The 16,900-nt window shown below is 56.0% G+C and carries 12 protein-coding genes; 11 read left to right on the top strand and 1 reads right to left on the bottom strand.

What is annotated here, in order from left to right; all coding sequences use genetic code 11:
* Positions 1-28: 28 nt before the first annotated feature.
* The 6 genes from odhB (at position 29) to HZS79_RS07645 (ending at position 7,201) form a co-directional block, all read left to right on the top strand.
* Positions 29-1,588, top strand: a complete 1,560-nt coding sequence (gene odhB / locus HZS79_RS07670; protein ID WP_179927496.1) for a 2-oxoglutarate dehydrogenase complex dihydrolipoyllysine-residue succinyltransferase — start codon at positions 29-31, stop codon at positions 1,586-1,588.
* A gap of 114 nt (positions 1,589-1,702) precedes the next feature.
* Positions 1,703-3,142: a dihydrolipoyl dehydrogenase gene (lpdA, locus tag HZS79_RS07665; RefSeq protein WP_162218606.1), complete on the top strand. Its 1,440-nt coding sequence runs from the start codon at positions 1,703-1,705 to the stop codon at positions 3,140-3,142.
* Positions 3,143-3,292: 150 nt separating this feature from the next.
* The gene (gene sucC, locus HZS79_RS07660) at positions 3,293-4,459 is read left to right on the top strand and encodes an ADP-forming succinate--CoA ligase subunit beta (protein ID WP_009722517.1); all 1,167 of its coding nucleotides are present in this window, start codon (positions 3,293-3,295) and stop codon (positions 4,457-4,459) included.
* A complete protein-coding gene (gene sucD, locus HZS79_RS07655) occupies positions 4,459-5,331 on the top strand; it encodes a succinate--CoA ligase subunit alpha (protein WP_162218605.1) in 873 nt (290 codons plus the stop codon). The genes sucC and sucD overlap by 1 nt, the downstream gene beginning before the upstream one ends.
* Before the next feature lie 278 nt (positions 5,332-5,609).
* Positions 5,610-6,026 (top strand): ribbon-helix-helix domain-containing protein, encoded by a 417-nt coding sequence (locus HZS79_RS07650; protein ID WP_009722521.1) that lies wholly within the window; start codon positions 5,610-5,612, stop codon positions 6,024-6,026.
* Positions 6,027-6,064: 38 nt separating this feature from the next.
* The gene (locus HZS79_RS07645) at positions 6,065-7,201 is read left to right on the top strand and encodes an extracellular catalytic domain type 1 short-chain-length polyhydroxyalkanoate depolymerase (protein WP_179927495.1); all 1,137 of its coding nucleotides are present in this window, start codon (positions 6,065-6,067) and stop codon (positions 7,199-7,201) included.
* Positions 7,202-7,324: 123 nt separating this feature from the next.
* Here HZS79_RS07645 and HZS79_RS07640 read toward each other — a convergent pair whose 3' ends face one another.
* Positions 7,325-9,265: an exoribonuclease II gene (locus HZS79_RS07640; RefSeq protein ID WP_179927555.1), complete on the bottom strand. Its 1,941-nt coding sequence runs from the start codon at positions 9,263-9,265 to the stop codon at positions 7,325-7,327.
* Positions 9,266-9,519: 254 nt separating this feature from the next.
* Here HZS79_RS07640 and HZS79_RS07635 point away from each other — a divergent pair, with 254 nt between their 5' ends.
* From HZS79_RS07635 to nagE, 5 genes are read left to right on the top strand one after another with little or no spacing between them, the layout of a single operon-like run.
* Complete coding sequence (locus tag HZS79_RS07635; protein ID WP_162218602.1) at positions 9,520-10,254, top strand: GntR family transcriptional regulator; 735 nt, start codon at positions 9,520-9,522, stop codon at positions 10,252-10,254.
* Between the two features lie 8 nt (positions 10,255-10,262).
* Positions 10,263-11,387: an N-acetylglucosamine-6-phosphate deacetylase gene (gene nagA, locus HZS79_RS07630; RefSeq protein ID WP_179927494.1), complete on the top strand. Its 1,125-nt coding sequence runs from the start codon at positions 10,263-10,265 to the stop codon at positions 11,385-11,387.
* Positions 11,378-12,397 carry an SIS domain-containing protein gene (locus tag HZS79_RS07625; RefSeq protein WP_179927493.1) on the top strand — a complete coding sequence of 340 codons (1,020 nt, stop codon included), beginning with the start codon at positions 11,378-11,380 and terminating at the stop codon, positions 12,395-12,397. The genes nagA and HZS79_RS07625 overlap by 10 nt, the downstream gene beginning before the upstream one ends.
* A 29-nt stretch (positions 12,398-12,426) precedes the next feature.
* Entirely contained in the window at positions 12,427-15,006 is a 2,580-nt protein-coding gene (gene ptsP, locus HZS79_RS07620) for a phosphoenolpyruvate--protein phosphotransferase (RefSeq protein ID WP_179927492.1), read from the top strand.
* 1 nt (position 15,007) lies between these two features.
* The gene (gene nagE, locus HZS79_RS07615) at positions 15,008-16,720 is read left to right on the top strand and encodes an N-acetylglucosamine-specific PTS transporter subunit IIBC (protein ID WP_179927491.1); all 1,713 of its coding nucleotides are present in this window, start codon (positions 15,008-15,010) and stop codon (positions 16,718-16,720) included.
* Positions 16,721-16,900: the final 180 nt, after the last annotated feature.

Below are 16,900 nucleotides of genomic sequence, written 5' to 3'. Positions count from 1 at the left end.
GGTTTAGAGAACATATAAGGGAAACGACATGGCTACTGATATCAAAGCGCCAACCTTTCCGGAATCCGTTGCCGAGGGCACTGTGGCCGCATGGCATAAAAAGCCGGGTGACAGCGTTGAACGTGACGAGCTGATTGTTGAAATCGAAACCGACAAAGTGGTGCTCGAAGTCGTCGCACCGGAAGCGGGTACACTGACCGACGTTATGGCCGAAGAGGGCGATACGGTTGAGTCAGAGCAGGTGTTGGGCAAAATTGGTGAAAGCAGTAAGTCTGGCAGCAAAGAAGAGAAACCTTCTGACGAGGCCAGCGCTAAACCGTCCGAAGCGAAAAAAGACGATAAGAAAGAAGATAAAAAAGCCAGTGGTGGTAAGCAATACGATGTGAAAGCCCCCAGCTTCCCTGAGTCTATCCAGGAAGGCACCGTGGCAACGTGGCACAAGAAAGTGGGCGAAGCGGTTAAGCGCGATGAAGTGCTGGCCGACATCGAAACCGACAAGGTGGTGCTTGAAGTTGTGGCTCCTGCCGATGGCGCACTGGCAGAAATTAAAGCCGAAGAAGGCAGCCAGGTTGAATCCGAAGCAGTGCTGGCCGTCTTTACCGAAGGTGCTGGTGGTGCCGAAGAGAGCAGCAGTGCTTCTTCTTCCAGCGCTGCGGGTAGCGATGACGAAGGCTCAGATGAGAAAGTTGGTGATAAAATCCTAGCTCCTGCGGCTCGGAAAATGGTTGCTGAGCATGACCTGGACGTTTCCAAGATTGAAGGTACCGGCAAAGGTGGCCGTATCTTGAAAGAAGACGTGCAAAAAGCAGTGAAAGATGGCTCTGCCAAAAAAGCAGCGAAGGCCGCGGCTCCTGCGAAAGCCGCTGCTGCACCGGCGGTGGAAGGTGATCGCGTTGAGAAACGTGTGCCGATGACGCGTCTGCGTCAAACGATTGCTAAGCGCCTTGTTCAGGCGCAGCAAACGGCTGCCATGCTGACCACGTACAACGAAGTGGACATGACTGAAATCATGGCCCTGCGTGCGCAATACAAAGATACGTTCCTCAAAGCTCACGATATTAAACTGGGCTTTATGGGCTTCTTTGTGAAAGCGGCCTCTGAAGCACTCAAGCGCTTCCCGGACGTTAACGCCTCTATTGATGGTACCGATATCGTCTATCACGGCTATCAGGACATCGGCGTAGCAGTATCAACGGATCGTGGCTTGGTTGTGCCGGTACTGCGTGACACCGACAGCATGAAAATTGCCGACGTTGAGAGAACGATTGTTGATTTCGGTAAGCGTGGTCGTGACGGTAAGCTGGGCATGGACGACATGATCGGCGGTACCTTTACCATCACTAACGGCGGCACGTTTGGCTCCTTGATGTCGACCCCGATCATCAATCCGCCACAGACTGCTATTCTGGGTATGCACAAAATCCAGGATCGCCCGATGGCGGTTAACGGTAAGGTTGAGATTCGCCCGATGATGTATCTGGCGCTTTCTTATGATCACCGCATGATCGATGGCAAAGACGCTGTACAATTCCTGGTTACGATTAAAGCGCTGCTGGAAGATCCTGCACGCTTGCTGCTGGACGTATAACAGAGCGCGCTGATCCGCCTCTGCTATGTATTAGCGTTCTCATGCAATCGCACACTGCCTTCCGCCCGGTTTAGACCAGAACGGGGGAAGGCAAACCAAGTTAAAGGAGCCAACATGGCTGATAAGTTTGATGTGATCGTTATCGGTGCAGGTCCTGGTGGTTACGTAGCGGCTATTCGCGCTGCGCAGCTGGGTCTGAAAACCGCCTGTGTTGAAAAATGGATTGGTAAAGAAGGCAATGTCGTTCACGGTGGTACGTGTTTGAACGTCGGTTGTATCCCGTCTAAAGCGTTGCTTGAAGCCTCGCATAAGTTCGTCGAAGCCAAGCACGATTTCGACGACATGGGTATCAATGCCGGTGACGTCACCATGGACGTCAAGAAAATGATGGCTCGCAAGGACAAGATCGTTAAGAACTTGACCGGCGGCATCTCTGGTTTATTCAAGGCCAATGGTGTTACTGCCATTGAAGGTACCGGTAAAGTAGTTTCCGGCAAGCAAGTCGAAGTCACTGACTTGGATGGCAACACCACCGCTTACGACGCTGATAACATCGTCATTGCTGCAGGCTCTGTGCCGGTTGAAATCCCACCGACGCCGCTAACCGAAGGCTTGATCGTTGACTCCACTGGCGCGCTGGATTTCCAAGATACGCCGAAACGTCTGGGCGTTATTGGTGCTGGTGTTATCGGCCTGGAGCTCGGTAGCGTTTGGAACCGTTTGGGTTCCGAGGTCACCGTTCTGGAAGCAATGGATAGTTTCTTGCCGATGGTCGACACGGCGATCGCGAAAGAAACACAGAAACTGCTTAAGAAGCAGGGTCTGGATATTAAACTGAATGCCCGCGTGACTGGTTCGGAAACCAATGGCGAAGAAGTCATTGTGAAGTACACCGACGCCAATGGCGAACAGGAAATGACCTTCGACAAACTGATCGTTTGTGTTGGCCGCCGTCCGTACACTAGAGGCGTAATTGCTGATGGTGTCAGCGTTGAACTGGACGAGCGTGGCTTTATCTTCGTTGATGATCAGTGCCGTACCAATGTACCGGGTGTTTACGCCATTGGTGACTGTGTGCGTGGCCCCATGCTGGCACACAAGGCGTCTGAAGAAGGCATTATGGTCGCTGACATCATCGCTGGCCACAAAGCCGAGATGAACTACGACACGATTCCGAACGTGATCTACACGTTCCCGGAAGTGGCATGGGTCGGTATGACCGAGCAAGATGCCAAAGCCAAGGGCATTGAAGTTAAGACCGGTAGTTTCCCGTTCGCGGCGAGTGGGCGTGCGATGGCGAACAATGCCACCGAAGGCAGCGCCAAGATTATCGCCGATGCGGAAACTGATCGTATTCTCGGCATGCATATTGTTGGTCAGCATGCGGGTGAGATGATTGCTCAAGGCGTGATTGCAATGGAATTCGGCTCCAGCGCTGAAGACCTAGCCCTGACCTGCTATGCACACCCGACGATGTCTGAAGCCGTGCACGAAGCAGCACTTGCGGTAGAAGGCCATGCCATTCATATGGCTAACCGTAAGAAGCGTAAATAATTCGCTAAGCAACAACCAAGCGCCACCGTCAGGTGGCGCAACACTTTCGGCCCTGTGAGATAACAAACAGGGTCGAAGGTACGGGGATGCCCCGCTCTTATAAAGAAGCGGGTCATCGTTCGAGTCACATGCAACCAATGGCATGAATCGATGAACCTTCACGAGTATCAAGGCAAACAGCTGTTTGCTGATTATGGTCTACCAGTGTCTAAAGGCTTTGCCGTAGACACACCCGAAGAAGCCGAAGAAGCGTGCAAAAAGATCGGCGGCGACATGTGGGTAGTTAAAGCCCAGGTTCACGCTGGTGGCCGTGGTAAAGCGGGCGGCGTTAAGCTGATTAAAGATCCGGCCGAAGCGAAAGCCTTCGCCGAGCAGTGGTTAGGCAAGAACCTAGTCACCTTCCAGACTGACGAAAAAGGTCAGCCGGTTGCTAAGATTTTGGTTGAGACCTGCACTGATATCGCTGATGAGCTGTATCTTGGCGCAGTCGTTGACCGCACTACCCGTCGCGTGGTCTTCATGGCCTCTACCGAAGGCGGTGTAGAAATCGAGACCGTTGCTGAAGAGACGCCGGAAAAGATTCTTAAAGCTGAAATCGATCCGCTGGTTGGCGCACAGCCCTACCAAGCGCGTGAACTGGCATTTGCTCTGGGCCTAAAAGGCGACCAGATTAAGCAGTTCACTAAGATTTTCCTGGGTCTTTCTAAACTGTTCCATGACAAAGATCTGGCACTGTTAGAAATTAACCCGCTGGTTATTACCGACGAAGGCAACCTACACTGCCTCGACGCAAAACTGGGACTCGACAGCAACGCGCTGTACCGTCATCCAGACCTTCAGGCGATGCGCGATCCTTCCCAGGAAGATCAGCGTGAAGCCGATGCGGCGAAGTGGGAACTGAACTATGTAGCGCTTGATGGCAACATCGGCTGCATGGTTAACGGTGCTGGCCTGGCCATGGGTACCATGGACATCGTCAACCTGAGCGGCGGCAAGCCTGCTAACTTCCTGGACGTTGGCGGCGGCGCGACCAAAGAGCGCGTTGCAGAAGCGTTCAAGATCATCCTGTCTGACGACAACGTCAAAGCAGTTCTGGTGAACATCTTCGGTGGTATCGTTCGTTGCGACATGATTGCCGAAGGTATCATCGGTGCTGTTGAACAAGTCGGTGTTAACGTTCCGGTTGTTGTGCGCCTGGAAGGTAACAACGCTGAATTGGGCGCTGAAAAACTGGCGTCTAGCGGTCTGAACATCATCGCTGCTACCAGTCTGACCGACGCGGCTCAGCAGGTTGTAAAAGCAGCGGAGGGCAAGTAATGAGCATCCTGATCGATAAGAACACCAAGGTCATCTGCCAAGGTTTCACCGGTGGCCAGGGCACGTTCCACTCCGAGCAGGCGATTGCCTACGGCACGCAAATGGTCGGTGGTGTTACGCCGGGCAAAGGCGGCCAGACGCACCTGGGCCTACCCGTTTTCAACACCGTGAAAGAAGCGGTTGAGAAAACCGGTGCGGAAGCCAGCGTGATCTACGTTCCGGCACCGTTCTGTAAAGACTCGATTCTTGAAGCCGCTAATGCGGGTATCAAGCTGATCGTGTGCATCACCGAAGGTATCGCGACACTGGATATGCTCGAAGCAAAAGTAAAATGCGACGAGCTGGGCGTGCAGCTGATCGGCCCGAACTGCCCAGGTGTTATTACGCCTGGCGAATGTAAAATCGGCATCATGCCGGGTCACATTCACCAGCCGGGTAAAGTCGGTATCGTGTCGCGTTCGGGCACCCTGACTTACGAAGCCGTCAAGCAGACAACTGACCATGGTTTCGGCCAGTCTACCTGTGTAGGCATCGGCGGTGACCCGATCCCGGGCTCTAACTTCATCGACATTCTAGAAATGTTCGAGAAAGACCCGAAAACTGAAGCGATCGTGATGATCGGTGAAATCGGTGGTACGGCTGAAGAAGAAGCAGCGGCTTACATCAAAGCTAATGTTTCTAAGCCTGTGGTTTCCTACATTGCCGGTGTAACTGCACCTCCTGGCAAGCGTATGGGCCATGCGGGCGCAATCATCTCTGGCGGTAAAGGCACTGCGGATGAGAAGTTTGCTGCCCTGGAAGATGCCGGTGTTAAAACCGTGCGTTCTCTGGCTGAGATCGGCGATGCACTGAAAGAAGTGACTGGCTGGTAAGCATTTGCTTAACCATGCATGCTAGAAGAGAGCACCTCCGGGTGCTCTTTTTTTTGCCTGCCCAATGTTACCCCGCTATTTCGCTTTCATTCCCCGCGTCTTGTTTTGTCCGCTTGTTGACTATTGCGCATACAAGCTTATTATACCATCCATATGGATGGCTATTGGATGGCTATTGGATGGCTATTGGATGGCTATTGGATGGCTGTTGGATTCCTTTTTAATAGTCTGGCTTTCCAGAAACGATATTCAACAATGAGAATCGTGAGAGGTTTCACATGAGCGTGCATGAACTGCGCCGCAAGTCCGGTGACTCCAGTGAGAAAATCACCATTAACCTTGGGGTAGTCGATTTAGGGCAAATCGATCTGTTGGTCCAGGAGGGATTTTATTCAAACCGTACCGACCTGATTCGCACGGCCATTCGTAACCAATTGGCGACACATGCCGAGGTGGTTAGGGAAACCGTAACCCGTAAGTCGTTCGTACTGGGGCTTGAACATTACAGCCGAGAGAACTTGGAGGCGCTGCAGTCGGCAGGTGAGAAGCTGCAGATTCAAGTTCTGGGGTTGGCCAGCATTGCTGACGACGTAACGCCGGAGCTTGCTCGCGCCACTATCGAGTCGGTTGTGGTGCTAGGTGCTCTGCATGCCAGTAAGGCGGTGAAGGCCGCTCTGGCAGACCGAATCCACTGAATTACTCACCACCGCATAGCGGAATTGGGGTATTGACCATGATCGGCGCCACTATGAATAAGCGAATGGAAGAAGCGACGCGACTGACGCGCGCAGGCAAGTTGCATGAAGCCATGGCACTTCTCCAGGGCGCCATACCTGAGTCGAAGGGGGAAGAAGCGTCAGTCAAGCCCTACCAGGGTGGCAAGATCTTTGAGGGAACCTGTGAGGTTGTCGACGAAGATGGCTCTGTATCGAAATCAAGGCCAACATCGAGAGCCTCTTCGTCTGCATATGGTCACGGCCGGAAACCCCGCGCGGGTGCGTTTACGGCTGGGCGGTTTTCTAGCCATGCTGGCTCGCGTGATTACAAGTTGTATATCCCCAGTGGCCATAAGGGGCAGGCATTGCCGCTGGTGGTTATGCTACACGGCTGCACACAGAATCCCGATGACTTTGCGGCTGGAACCAACATGAACCAATTGGCTGAAACTCAGCAATTTTGCGTACTCTATCCAGCTCAGCCGGTAAGTGCTAACAACTCCAAATGTTGGAATTGGTTTAAAGCGGAAGACCAGCAGCGTGAAGGAGGAGAGCCTTCGATTCTGGCTGGCATGGCCCGCCAGGTGATAGACACCCATGGGCTCGATGCGAGCCGAGTTTATGTGGCGGGGCTATCAGCGGGTGCGGCCATGGCGACGACGTTAGCGATGACCTATCCGGATCTGTTTGCAGCGGTGGGTGTTCACTCAGGGCTGCCCCACGGTGTCGCAAAAAGTCTTCCCGATGCACTGGGCGCCATGCAAGGTGGCACAGGGCCGCTCGGTAACAGTGGTAAAAAGACGGGTGTCGAGTGGGCGTCAGAGGTGCCAGTGATTATCTTTCATGGCGACCGCGATACGACCGTACACCCCAATAACGCGGATCGTGTTGCCGCTCAGTACGGTGCATCGCGTCCCGCAGGCGGTGCCAACAAGCCAACGGTAGAGAAGGGAAAAGCCGCCAATGGCCATGCTTACACGCGTACCACGCATCATGATGCGGCGGGTAAGCCATGCCTGGAGCAGTGGAAGGTACACGGAGCAGGCCACGCCTGGTCCGGGGGTAGCGTGAAGGGTAGCTATACCGATCCTAAAGGCCCAGATGCCACGCAGGAAATGCTGCGCTTTTTCATGCAGCATCAGCAGCCTAGCTAAAGGTAGTAAGTGACTGCCGCACAAAAACAACAACGGCGCTCGTAAGGCGCCGTTGTTGTTTACCTAACCAGTTATCTAGCCGGTTTTCTAGCAAGTTTCTATAAGTGGTTTATATAGAAAGTTTTACGCCGTCGGCTTTGCTACCAGCGAACGGGTTTCTTCGCGGGCCTCTGTTAGCGCAACGCGCAGGCTGTCGCCCAGCTTGTAGCGCTCTTCGCCTTCAATCTGAATGCGACCTTCTTTGTCATCGATGACCACTTTGGTTCGATCACTGTGCATCAGCGGGGCGGGTACAAAGGCGGTGGCACCGTTTTCCAGCAGGCGTACCCGCATGCCGCCACGGTTGATCGCCATGATCTCCGCGTCGAAGGTGTCTTGATTCTGAGCGGCTGGGGTTAAGTAGCGTACGTAGAGCCAATCTTTTACGTCGCGCTCTGCCATACGATTCAGGCGGCGACGCTCAGTGAGCTGCTCAGTGAGTTGCTGGCTGGCTTCCGCGGGAGCCTGTTCACCTTTAAGCACGCGCTTAATCAAGCGGTGATTTACCATATCGCCATACTTACGAATAGGCGACGTCCAGGTGGCGTAAGCCGGTAAACCTAGGCCGAAGTGCGGGCCAGGTTGAGCTGACATGCTGGTAAAGCCTTGGAAGCGGCGCAGACGCGCATCCAGCCAGGCATCATCACGGCTTTCCAGGGCGCGCTTTAGCTCTTTGTAATGAGCCAGCTCAGTCAGTGCTTCCTGGGCGACCTCGATTTCCTGAGTTGCCAAGAATTCTTGAGCAGATTCGGCTTTTTCAGGCTCAAAGGCGCGATGCACATTAAAGATGCCGTGGCCAATATGCTTGGCGAGGAAATCCGCACAGCAAGCATTGGCGGCAATCATCGACTCTTCAATCATGCGGTTGGCGATGCGGCGATCTTCGGTGCGAATGCCCAGTACGTTGCCGGCCTCGTCCAGGTCGAAAACGTAGTCCGGACGATCTTTAAATACCAGGGCATGCTCGTTGCGCCAAGCGGTCCGTGCCTCAGTCAAATCACGCAGTGCTTTCAGCTGCTCAGCGATATTGTCGGCGGGAGCCCAGTCACCTTGACCTTCAATCCAGTCGGAAACGTGATCATAGGCCAGTTTGGCGTGGGATTTCACGTTAGCAGCAAAGAAACGGTAATCACCCAGGCTGCCATCAGCATTAATGTCCAGTGAACAGGCAAGAGCAGGGCGATCCTGACCTTCCCATAGCGAGCAGAGGTCGTCCGCCAGCTGTTCAGGTAGCATCGTTACGTTCTGGCCCGGTAGGTAAACCGTAAAAGCACGGGTACGCGCTTCAAGATCGGCCGCGTGACCTTCTTCGACGTAGGCAGTCGGGTCAGCGATGGCAACGCTCAGCCGCCAACCGCCGCTTTCCAGTGCTTCCACGTGTAGCGCGTCGTCCATATCGCGGGTTTTTTCGCCATCGATGGTGAAGAAGGGCTGCGCGGTGAGATCTTCACGGGGCAAACCCTCATCATGCAGTGGCCATTCGGTACCTGCGTCTGGGCACTCCTGTTCCAGCGTATGGCGGGCTAGAGTAACGCGCCACGGAACGGTGGGGTCATCGGACTTAGCCACCAGTTCGTCAATTTGTGCGAAAAAGCCGCGATCATTCTCTTTCAGCGGGTGGCGTACCAGTCGAGCGACAACCCAGTCGCCATCAGCAATGGTAGCTTCATCCAGGTTGTTCTTGATACGCGCCTTTAGCACGTTGCGAATCGACGGATGGTCGGGCACAACGGCTAAACGGTCTTCGCGCTTCTGAACACGGGCAACAAAGCGGTCAAGCCCAGCTTCGATCAGCTTTTCAGGCTCAACGGACTTTTTATCGCCGTTTTCATGAATCACCGCCTCAACGCGGTCGCCGTGCAGTACCTGCTTCATGGCGGGGGGCGGCACAAAATAGGATTCACCGCTATCGGTTTCAAGAAAACCGAACCCTTTCTCGGTGGCTTTAATCACCCCTTCAGCGCGTGGGGTGGTGTCACGGATCTGTTGCTTGAGCTGGGCAAGCAATGAGTTGTTTTGCAGCATGTGTTCAATCAGTTGGCGAGAGTAGCCTGCCACTATACGGATTCCCAAAGGCCGCGCCAATCGTGGTCACCCTGAAGTTCGCTTTGGCCCCAAACTATCAACGGTCTGCGTGCACTCTTGTGAGCGTGTTATCGCCTTCTTGAGCAAAGCGGACACCACTATTCAACCATAGTTGTAGCTAATTGGTATTTGATTGGTATCTTATTGGGTCTATAGTGGTATCTAATTGGTATGCTGTCTACTGGGAGATACTCATGGATCCACGCTTTACTCAGCTGCACCTGGACCCTCAGGGCGCTACACCGCTTTATCAGCAGTTAGCGCGCCAGCTTGAACAAGCTATTGATACAGGTGCTTGGCAAGCTGGCGAGGCGTTGCCTTCTGAGCGCAACTTGGCCGAGAGCTTAGCGGTTTCTCGAATTACTGCTCGTAAGGCGTTAGATCGACTAGATGAGCTGGGGCTCATTCGTCGTAGCCGTGGTTCTGGCACCTTTATTACCCCCCGTCTGAATCAGTCCTTGTCACGGCTATCGAGTTTTACCGAGCTGCTGACCCAGCGCGGTTTTACGCCGAGCTCTCATTGGTTAGAGCGCAAACTGGCCAACCCCAGTGCAGAAGAGAGCATGCGCCTTAGTCTGGGGGCTGATGCCCAAGTCGCGCGCCTCAAACGCCTGCGCTTGGCCGATGGGGTGGTAATGGCGGTAGAGGAAAGTTGCCTACCCGTCTCGGTACTGCCCGATCCGCTCACGGTAGACACGTCTCTTTATGCCGTTCTGGAAGCCAGTGGCAAAGGCATAGCACGTGCCTTACAGCATGTGACTGCCATCAACGCAGGTGAAGAGTTAGCGACGCTCGCTGAGGTGCCAGAAGGCCAGGCGCTACTCAAAGTGACGCGACTCGGCTATCTCTCTGATGGCACCCCCGCGGAGCTCACCATTACCTACTGCCGCACAGACTACTACGACTTTATGGTCGAACTGACCCGCTAGGAGGTTGTATGCGATTTGGCAATATCCTCACCTCCGAGGGCTGGCGCCTAGGAGAGATTCATTGGGAAGAGGGGCGTATCAGGCGCATTGATGGCGACCCAGTAGACCCCGCCACTAACGACCATTCGCGCATTATTCCCGGTTTTATAGATTTGCATGTGCATGGCGGTGGTGGCGCCGACACCATGGAGGGCGGCGAGGCACTTGCCACCTTAGCGCGCACTCATGTGCGTTTTGGAACCACCCGATTGCTTGCTACCACCATGACGGCACCAGATGCCCAGATTCGTCAGGTGCTATGCGATATCACCCACTATATGGAAGCCCAGGATCCGGACGCAGCCAGGGTATTGGGCGTTCATTTGGAAGGTCCCTATATCAATCCCGGCAAGCTAGGGGCTCAGCCCCCCCATGCGCGTAATGGTGTGATTGAGGAACTGGACGAGCTGTGTGCTTTGGCTCCCATCCGCTTGCTAACACTTGCTCCTGAGTTAGCCGGGCACTATGCGTTAATTCGCCATCTTAGCGAGCGGGGCGTGCGGGTTCAGTTAGGGCATACGCTTGGCAGCTATGAAGAAGGCGTTGAGGCGATGGCTCATGGAGCCTGTGGGTTTACTCACCTGTTTAATGCCATGACCGGCTTGCATCACCGTAAACCTGGGATGGTAGGTGCAGCACTCGCCCATGCGCAGTACGCCGAGTTAATACCCGATCTTTTACATGTGCATCCGGGGGCTATCCGCACGGCCCTGCGCTGTATCCCGAACCTTTACGCAGTTACCGATGCCACTGCCGCAGCAGGCATGCCTGACGGCGATTACCGCCTGGGTGAGCAGACCGTCACTAAGTGTCTGGGTGGTGTGCGTTTGGCTGACGGCACCTTGGCAGGCAGTACGCTAACCATGGATCAGGCGTTACGTAACTTTGTCAGTCTCGGCCTTACCCTGGCGGATGCCTCGGATCGCCTGTCACGTTTCCCCGCCGATTTCCTGGGGATCGATGATATCGGCCGCCTGCAAGAGGGCGCATTGGCGGATCTGGTCGTCCTTGACCCCGAACTTCAACTCCAAGCGGTCTATCTCGAAGGTCGCCAAGTCTCTGGAAACGTCCAAGGAGCCTCTCGATGTCTCTAATGCTTGAAGAAACCCGCAATGCCCCTGAACGCATTCGCGGCCAGCTGCAGCGTAATGCGCCGGTGCTTGCTGCCCTAGGTGAGCGTTTGCGCCTTGCCGAGCCTGCCGCAGCGGTTACCGTGGCGCGGGGCAGTTCCGACCACGCTGCCAGCTACTTTGCTTACCAATGCATGAAGCGTAAAGGCATTCCGGTGGCTTCGCTGCCTCCTTCGCTGACCACGCTGGCTAAGGCGCCTTGGCGGCTAACGGGGCAGTTAGCATTGGCGGTTTCCCAATCGGGACAAAGCCCTGACCTAGTGGCTACGCAGCAGTCGCTGGCTGCCGCTGGGGCTCGAACGATTGCGTTAGTCAATACGCCGCAGTCGCCCCTGGGCGCGGCCAGTGATAGTGAAATCCCTCTCTATGCCGGAGAAGAGAACAGTGTGGCCGCCACCAAAAGCTATCTGGCCACGCTTTCTGCCATGGCGCAGCTCATCGGTCACTGGCAAGAGGACCGTCTGTTGCTCACCGCTCTGGATGAACTGCCTGGGCGTTTAAGCGAGGCTCTGGCGACGGACTGGTCACCCGCCATCGAGGCGTTGTTGCATGCCGACAAGATGATGGTGATTGGTCGTGGGGCGGGCCTTGCTGTCGCTCAGGAAGCGGCACTCAAGTTTAAAGAAACCTGTGCCATTCAAGCTGAATCCTTTAGCGGTGCTGAAGTTCGCCACGGCCCGATGGCGTTGATCGGTCCTGGTTATCCAGTGTTGGTATTCGCACCACCAGGACCCGAGCAAGCTGGCTTGCTGGAGTTAACCGAATGGCTCAAGAGTGTCGGTGCCCAAGTCGTGCTGGCCTCAGACAAAAGCGTCGTACAGCGCAATTTGACCTTGGTAGATGCTGGTCATGAGGATCTGCAGCCACTGTCGGTGATCCAGAGTTTTTACCAAATGGTGGCTGGCCTTGCGGCGGCTCGAGGAAGCGACCCAGATCGTCCTCGGCACCTCAATAAAATCACCTGCACCTTGTAACGTATAACAACAATATTGGGAGCTTTCCCATGGCAGATTCTAATCAATCCATAACCCTTCAGGCCCCTGTGGCGGGGGTTGTGGTACCCCTAACAGCGGTGCCCGACCCGGTCTTCGCTGGTTTAACCCTGGGCGAGGGAATCGCGATTGACCCGCTGGGCGAGTGCCTGCACGCCCCCTGTGACGGTGTCGTGGTGCAGTGCGCTCGTACCCATCATGCATTCACCCTGAAAACCGAGGCAGGCGTTGAGTTACTGCTTCACCTTGGCTTGGATACGGTTGAGTTAAAAGGGGAAGGTATTGAGCCTTTGGTCACCGTAGGTGATCAGGTGCGCGCTGGCGACCCGATGTGCCGATTCGATGCCGATGCGTTAGCGCGGGGGGCAAGTGCGCTGATTACCCCGCTGGTGATTACCGAAGCGGCTGGTTGGCAATTGCTGCCACCGAAGCACCGCGAGGGTGAGCGGGTGTCACTAGGTGAACCCTTACTGGTGCTAACCCGCACCGCCGTTGAACTTGCTGATACGCGTGCTGATGGGCCGTTAGCTGAGCGTCGTGTGATTCTGGCTCTAGCATCGGGGCTACATGCCCGTCCCGCCGCACGCCTTCGCGCCATCGCTCGGGAGCACAGTGTTAGTCTGACGGTGCAGCATGAGCGATCAACCGGCAACGTTAACAGCGCTAGTGCCGATAGCCTTAGCGCATTAATGAATCTGGGCCTGACAGATGGCGCCGCGTTAACACTGATTGTCCAGGGAGAAGCAGCTGAGGCAGCGCTAGACGCCGCCGAGCGGCTGTTGACCACTCCCGAGGTGGAGGAACACAGCGCGCCGCCATCCTCTACGTTAACTGCAGTGACACTTAAAAAGGGTGAGCTGGCTGGTTTAGTGGCTAGCCCTGGTTTAGCCATCGGCCCGCTTGTCTCATATCAATTGCCGCTACCCACCGTGCCCTTGATGGGTGAGGGCGAAGCCGTTGAGACGGCTCGCTTGAAAGAGGCGCTGCTGCGAGTTGGCGAGGCGCTAGCCCAAGCTGAAGCGCAAGCGACGCGTCAGGGACAGAGCGCCGAGGCGGAAATCTTTGCTGCCCATGGTGCTTGGCTGGAAGACCCCGATTTAGTGGCGGCAGCTGGGGAGTTCATTGGCGAAGGGCATAGCGCTGGTCATGCTTGGCGAGAGGCGTTGGGGGCTGAAGCCGCACAGCTTGCGGTGAGCGGAAATACGCTGCTTGCCGCCAGGGTTGCTGATCTACGCGACTTGCAGCGCCGTGTGATGGCAGAGCTAAGTGATGACCAGCAAGCGGTACTCCCTGAGCTACCTGAGGGGGCCATTGTCGCCGCTGAGGAACTGACACCTTCGGAGCTAGTGGCCGTTGCTGCCCTACATCCTGCAGGGCTTTGTCTCGCGGGCGGGGGCACAACGTCACATGTGGCTATTCTGGCGCGCGCCCGAGGCATTCCCTGTCTAGTGGCCATGGGGTCGGCCTTGATGAAGGCAGTTAACGACGCCCCAGATGAAGGGGTCATCCTAGATGCTGAGGACGGTCGACTGGTGCTGACGCCAAGTTCGACCCAATGGGCCGAGGTGACAGAGCGTATTGACATCTCTCGCCGTGATGCCGAGACGGCAAGATCAGCGGCCTTCGAGACAGTCATCACTCGCGATGGTCGCAAGGTTGGGGTTTACGCCAATGTTGGTAGCGCGGAGGAGGCGCGCCTAGCCGCGGCGAATGGTGCCGATGGCGTGGGGTTACTGCGCAGCGAATTTCTTTTTCTGGAGCGAGACAGTGCCCCCAGCGAGACCACCCAACGTGACGAGTATCAGGCCGCGTTGGAGGCCTTAGGTGGTAAGCCGGTGATTATTCGCACTCTGGATATCGGTGCGGATAAGCAGCTTCCTTATCTGCGCTTGCCGTCAGTGCCTAATCCGGCGCTGGGCGTGCGGGGTGCCCGTTTGTGGGCCAGCCACCCTGAACTGCTGGAAACCCAGCTTCGGGCGTTGCTCGGCGTCACACCGTTAGAAGCACTGCATATCATGCTGCCCATGGTCAGCGAGGTTGGAGAACTACGCGAAGTGCGCCAGCGCCTGGAAGCACTGGCCAGTGAAATGGGGCTCGACTCACGACCTCGCCTCGGCGCCATGATCGAAGTGCCTAGTGCTGCGCTCTGTGCAGACAGTCTGGCTACGGAAGCGGACTTCTTATCCATCGGTACCAACGACCTGACTCAGTACACCTTGGCGATGGATCGCGAGGATCCTGCTCTTAGCGCTAGAGCCGATGTATTGCATCCTGCCGTGCTACGGCTTATTCAGACCACCGTGGAGGGCGCGAAGGGGCACTGTCCGGTGGGGGTGTGCGGTGCAGCCGCTAGTGACGACTTGGCCGCGCCCTTGTTGGTGGCTTTGGGAATCGATGAGCTCTCTGTGGAACCTGCTCGTGTGCCTGCGGTGAAGGCGGCACTGCGCCGCTTGGATGTTACTGCACTGGCTGCCGAACTGCCTGTGTTATTGGCCTTAGACGGCGCAGGTGCGGTACGTGGGCGGCTTGGAGAGTGGCTAGCCCAGCCGACTGAAACTATCACAACAACAACGACCCTTGAGAGGTGCTGAGATGTCTTCCACGACCTTCGGTTCCCGCCTGATGGGCGGACTGCAGCAGCTCGGTCGCTCCCTGATGTTGCCCATCGCGGTACTGCCTATTGCTGGCCTGTTGCTACGTTTGGGCCAGCCCGATCTATTGGATATCGCCTTTATCGCCAGTGCCGGTGAGGCGATCTTTGCAAACCTAGCGTTGATCTTTGCTATCGGCCTGGCAGTGGGCTTCGCTAGTGACAATAACGGTGCCGCCGGTCTGGCCGGGGTGATCGGCTACCTGGTGCTGGATGCTGTGCTTGCCGCGATTAACCCCGAAATCAATATGGGGGTGCTGGCGGGCATTATTATTGGCAGCGTGGCAGGTCTGCTCTATAACCGCTATCAGGCGATTCAGCTACCTGAGTATTTGGCCTTTTTCGGCGGACGGCGCTTTGTACCTATTGCCACGGGCCTGGCCGCGGTGGCCTTAGGAGTTGCCTTCGGGGTGGTCTGGCCACCCATTCAGCACGGTATCGATTCTCTCGGTCAGTGGCTGATCGACGCGGGTGAGCTGGGCCTCTTTGTGTATGGGATGCTCAACCGTTTATTGATCGTCACTGGCTTGCACCACGTGCTTAATAGCTTGGTGTGGTTTGTCTTCGGTAGTTTCGAGACAGCCTCTGGGGTAGTGGCCAACGGCGACTTAAACCGCTTCTTTGCTGGCGACCCCGCAGCAGGGCGCTTTATGACCGGTTTCTTCCCCGTAATGATGTTTGGTTTACCGGCAGCGGCGCTGGCGATGTACCACGCAGCACCAAAAGGACGCCGTGCCCAGGTGGGTGGCTTGTTACTTTCGCTGGCGTTGACGGCTTTCCTGACCGGTGTCACCGAGCCCATCGAATTCACGTTTATGTTCCTGGCACCGGTGCTTTACGGCTTACATGCTGTATTGACGGGCGTTTCCATGGCATTGCTGCATTGGCTGGACGTGAAGCTTGGCTTTACCTTCTCCGCAGGTGCTTTTGACTTCGCACTCTCTTATGGCCTCTCCACCAATGGCTGGCTGATGTTGCCTGTGGGCCTCGCCTATTTCGCCCTTTACTACACGGTATTCCGCTGGGCCATTATCCGCTTTGATCTACCGACCCCAGGTCGCGAGCCGGAAAGTGCGGGACCTGCAGCAGCCCCAACGCCATTAGGCGAGCGTGGCCCTGCTTTTGTCACAGCGTTAGGTGGGGCGAGCAACCTGCAAAGCGTGGGTGCCTGCACCACTCGGTTGCGCTTGGTGTTGGAGAATCCTGAGGCGATCGATGAGCCGGCCCTGAAGTCGTTGGGCTCTCGGGGGATCATGCGTCTTCAAGGTGGTGGTCTCCAGGTGGTGATGGGCCCCATTGCGGATGGTGTCGCAGATGAGATTCGACAAGCGCTCAAGCAGGGGGGAGCGGCGCTTGATTCCGGCAACTCCGCTGCCCATAGAACGACTCCCCCCATAAATCCTTCTCAACCGACTGCACTGCCCGCCGAGGTGGCCCAGCGCTGGATGGCTGCTTTAGGTGGCGATGCCAACGTTCGACGGCTGGAGGCCCAGGCCCAGACACGCCTGCGTGTTGAGCTAGCCGATGGTTCCCGCCTTGATGGTGAGGCACTGGAGCAACTGGGATGTAGAGGCATCCAGTCGTTGAGCGGTAATACATGGCATCTGGTCGTCGGCGCTCAAGCGGCTGCTATCGCGCATTCACTGAGAGCCTAACGCTCCCAAGCGACATCCGTTACTCGGCAGCTGCCGAGTAACGGATATCCGTGGCGACTTAGCCAAGATTTCTACGTCATAGATCCTTGTTTATGGGGCAGCGTTGCGCTGCCTCACAGACCCCCGCGCGTCTTAAAAACGTGCATATCACTGCAAAGCTCAATAAAAAATCAACAACAA

Source organism: Vreelandella zhaodongensis (assembly GCF_013415115.1).
In the GTDB taxonomy this organism is placed as follows: domain Bacteria; phylum Pseudomonadota; class Gammaproteobacteria; order Pseudomonadales; family Halomonadaceae; genus Vreelandella; species Vreelandella zhaodongensis.
This window is presented reverse-complemented; position numbering and strand designations above follow the sequence as displayed.